This is a genomic window from Pseudomonas sp. WS 5532, from assembly GCF_012985445.1.
Taxonomy (GTDB): Bacteria; Pseudomonadota; Gammaproteobacteria; order Pseudomonadales; family Pseudomonadaceae; genus Aquipseudomonas; species Aquipseudomonas edaphica.
Genome location: NZ_JAAQWK010000065.1, coordinates 1 through 522, shown reverse-complemented (window position 1 = coordinate 522; position 522 = coordinate 1). Strand labels below are relative to the sequence as shown.

The window sequence follows — 522 nt, the reverse complement described above, 5'->3', positions numbered from 1 at the left end:
AACCGGCACTCCTTCGGTCTTGGGCGGTCACTATGAGCAGTGGTATAGTTCGCCGCCAGTTCGGCCCGCCAGGGAACGCGTGCTTCTTCACAAGAAGATTGGTGTCAGGGTGAGAGGCAGAGGCTGCATCGCAAGGAGTTTAGATGAGCGCCGATAACGCCTACGCGGTCGAGCTGAAGGGAGTGTCCTTCAAGCGCGGCACGCGCAGCATCTTCAATAATGTCGATATTCGTATCCCGCGTGGCAAGGTCACGGGGATCATGGGCCCGTCGGGCTGCGGCAAGACCACACTTTTGCGCCTTATGGGCATGCAACTGCGTCCCAGCAGCGGTGAAGTGTGGGTCAACAATCAAAACCTGCCGGCCCTGTCGCGCAGTGATTTGTTTGATGCCCGCAAGCACATGGGCGTGTTGTTTCAGAGCGGTGCGCTGTTTACCGATCTGGACGTGTTCGAGAACGTTGCTTTCCCGCTGCGGGTGCATACCGAGCTGCCGGAAGAAATGATCCGTGACATCGTGCTGC

Annotated in this window: 1 protein-coding gene; it reads left to right on the top strand. The window is 58.2% G+C overall.

The features are described 5' to 3' along the window. Nucleotides 1-143: 143 nt before the first annotated feature. The coding region (locus HBO23_RS33600) for an ATP-binding cassette domain-containing protein (RefSeq protein ID WP_170040996.1) at nt 144-522 on the top strand (379 nt) is incomplete at its 3' end.